This is a genomic window from Xanthomonas sp. D-99, from assembly GCF_017746145.1.
GTDB lineage: Bacteria > Pseudomonadota > Gammaproteobacteria > Xanthomonadales > Xanthomonadaceae > Xanthomonas > Xanthomonas cissicola.
The window spans coordinates 1-2,276 of the sequence record NZ_JAGHWU010000040.1 but is presented as its reverse complement, the minus strand read 5'-3'; the positions used below and the strand labels follow the sequence as shown (position 1 = coordinate 2,276).

Here is a 2,276-nt window from a genome sequence, read left to right as displayed (position 1 = left end):
GGGGTTCAGCCGACATACGTGTAAAATGACTCGCAGAATCCAATTTATTTTTTGAAAACAAGAAGTTGCCAGATAAAACGGCGCTTCCATCGCTCATCCACTACCTCGTCCCTTTCGAGGTTCGGCACGCTGCAACTGTCTTGCGGCGACTGTGCGAGAACAGTGGTCGCAGGGTGGGTAATAGACGGATGGTGCGGCTTGGCCGTCCCAACGCCCCGCCACAGATAGCTGTTAGCTCTCGCAGCCCATCCGGTGCACTGCACGTAGTGCGCGAAACCCTTTTCGCAGCAGCGAAGCCCAGATGACCCAGTGCGTAGCTGCAGCGCCAAATCAGAAACTCCCGCATCCCGCCTATCGGCGCATATCGACAATCTAAAGCGTCATCCCGCATCGCCCAGAGACGCTATGAACGACTACGGTTCTTATCGCTACCTGCCTGCCGATGGTTGGTACGCCACCTATCCACAAGCTGCCGGGGCCGATGAGCCACGCGTCTTCCAGCGCGTGGCCGTATGGCGGGTGGCCCCGCATGGAACGATCGTTGGCCTGATCTCTTCGCCCGACAATAGCCAAGATGAGAACGAATCGCAGCTTCTGAGCGCGCCGCGCGGTCTAGGCGTCCACTACATCCACATTGATGATCTGACCGCAGAGGAATGCGAGCAGATCCGCCGCAGACGTTTCAGTTGATCGCCTTTGGGGGTTCAGCCGACATACGTGTAAAAATAGCTCACAAGATCGGATTTCATCCATTGCATCAGTGAGTTAGCGGATATTTTGGGGCAACAGAACTACACCGCCAACGCCAGTTCGAGAGTCGGCAGGGATTCGTGTAAAACACAGCCACAAGTGAGCTAACGAGGTGACCATGGTTTCTGTAAACAGGTATGCCTGATGGATCCCATTCGTCCGCGCACGCCAAGTCCTGCCCACGAACTTCTGGCCGGACCCCAGCCGGATAGGGTTCAGCCGCAGCCGACTGCAGATCGTGGGGAGGCTCCGCCTGCTGGCAGCCCCCTGGATGGCTTGCCCGCTCGGCGGACGATGTCCGCAGCTGCCAAGCTGCAGGCAGCGACACGCGGCCACCAGGTACGCCAGCAGGTCCAGATCGCCAGCCAAAGCCATGGCGTTGTCTCCACGACGATCCGCGCTCCCCGTAATCCGCTGTCGTTGTCTGTCGCACCGGGAACGTTCGTGTCGGATATCCAGCAGCATCTGCAGAAAGGCGCGACTTTCACCCGGGTGTCGGTGTCGAATGGAACGCTGCGCATCCATGGGACGCACGATTACGAAGGAGCGCGTAACCCTCAAGAACTGGTCCAAAGCGCCGCCCTGGGTGCTGCCGTCATAAACGGCAGCTACTTCGTCCACAAGACCGGCCTGCAGACAGAATGCGGCGAGACCATCGAAAATCTTGGTTCTCCGGTAGGACAAGTCGCCGGCCGGCGAGATTTTACCCCGGTTCCAGGCCCTTGGTTGTCGGATTATGCCACGATCACGGCCAATGATGAACTGATATTAAGCGGTGCACCTCTATTGGCGCTTGACGGAAAGTGTCTGCCGATCGAGGACGCAGACAGATTTCACTACCGCATCAACGGCAAGGACAACCCGCTCAATCGCCTCGCAGGCGCACTGACTCATTCCAGTGATGCAAATGAGCGCTCTGCTGTCAGCCTAGTGCCTATCCACTTGTCCGCAGCGATTAAAGTGATTCTGCAAACGTTGACAACTGGCGGAAACCGAAAGGCTGGCGTCACCATGGCACAATGGCAAACCATCACTGAGCTCGCGGCAAAAAGTGTGGCCGACGCATTGCGGCCAGGGGATGGGGGTGCTGGCGCGTCGACATTGAATCTCGACGGCGGCGGCTCCGTTTTTCTTGGTGTTCGGCAAATCAATGGCGTCAAGATATTAGCGCGCGGCGGCCTGCCGGACCAACCCGTGCGGCCCCTTGCTAACGTTATGGCGTCCGAAACTGATGTCGCTAGTCCCGTGCTCAGCATACGCCCATATCACCCATAGCTTCGTGGCTTCCAGGGGGTTGGGAGGAATTTTTTGAAAAATTCTTTTATATCAGCGAGTTAGCCCACTTCAGGCTGTGTTTTGCACGAATCCCTGCCGACTCTCGGGTAGTTTTGTTGCGCCAAAATATCCGCTAACTCACTGATGCAATGGATGAAATCCGATCTTGTGAGCTATTTTTTACACGTATGTCGGCTGAACCCCTTCCGGATCTACCGCGAGCTGGAGTTGAACCTGCGGATCAAGCCGAG

At 57.0% G+C, this 2,276-nt stretch carries 2 protein-coding genes; both read left to right on the top strand.

Going from position 1 to position 2,276, the window contains the following annotated elements; all coding sequences use genetic code 11:
• Positions 1 to 405 precede the first annotated feature (405 nt).
• Entirely contained in the window at positions 406 to 690 is a 285-nt protein-coding gene (locus tag J7360_RS14195; RefSeq protein ID WP_209034118.1) for a hypothetical protein, read from the top strand.
• 354 nt (positions 691 to 1,044) lie between these two features.
• The gene (locus J7360_RS14190; protein ID WP_057664354.1) at positions 1,045 to 2,025 is read left to right on the top strand and encodes a hypothetical protein; all 981 of its coding nucleotides are present in this window, start codon (positions 1,045 to 1,047) and stop codon (positions 2,023 to 2,025) included.
• Positions 2,026 to 2,276: the final 251 nt, after the last annotated feature.

What these genes read in the sequence shown, in the direction of transcription:
- J7360_RS14195 (WP_209034118.1), top strand. Translation starts at nt 406, where the DNA reads ATGAACGACTACGGTTCTTATCGCTACCTGCCTGCCGATGGTTGGTAC.
- J7360_RS14190 (WP_057664354.1), top strand. Translation starts at nt 1,045, where the DNA reads ATGTCCGCAGCTGCCAAGCTGCAGGCAGCGACACGCGGCCACCAGGTA.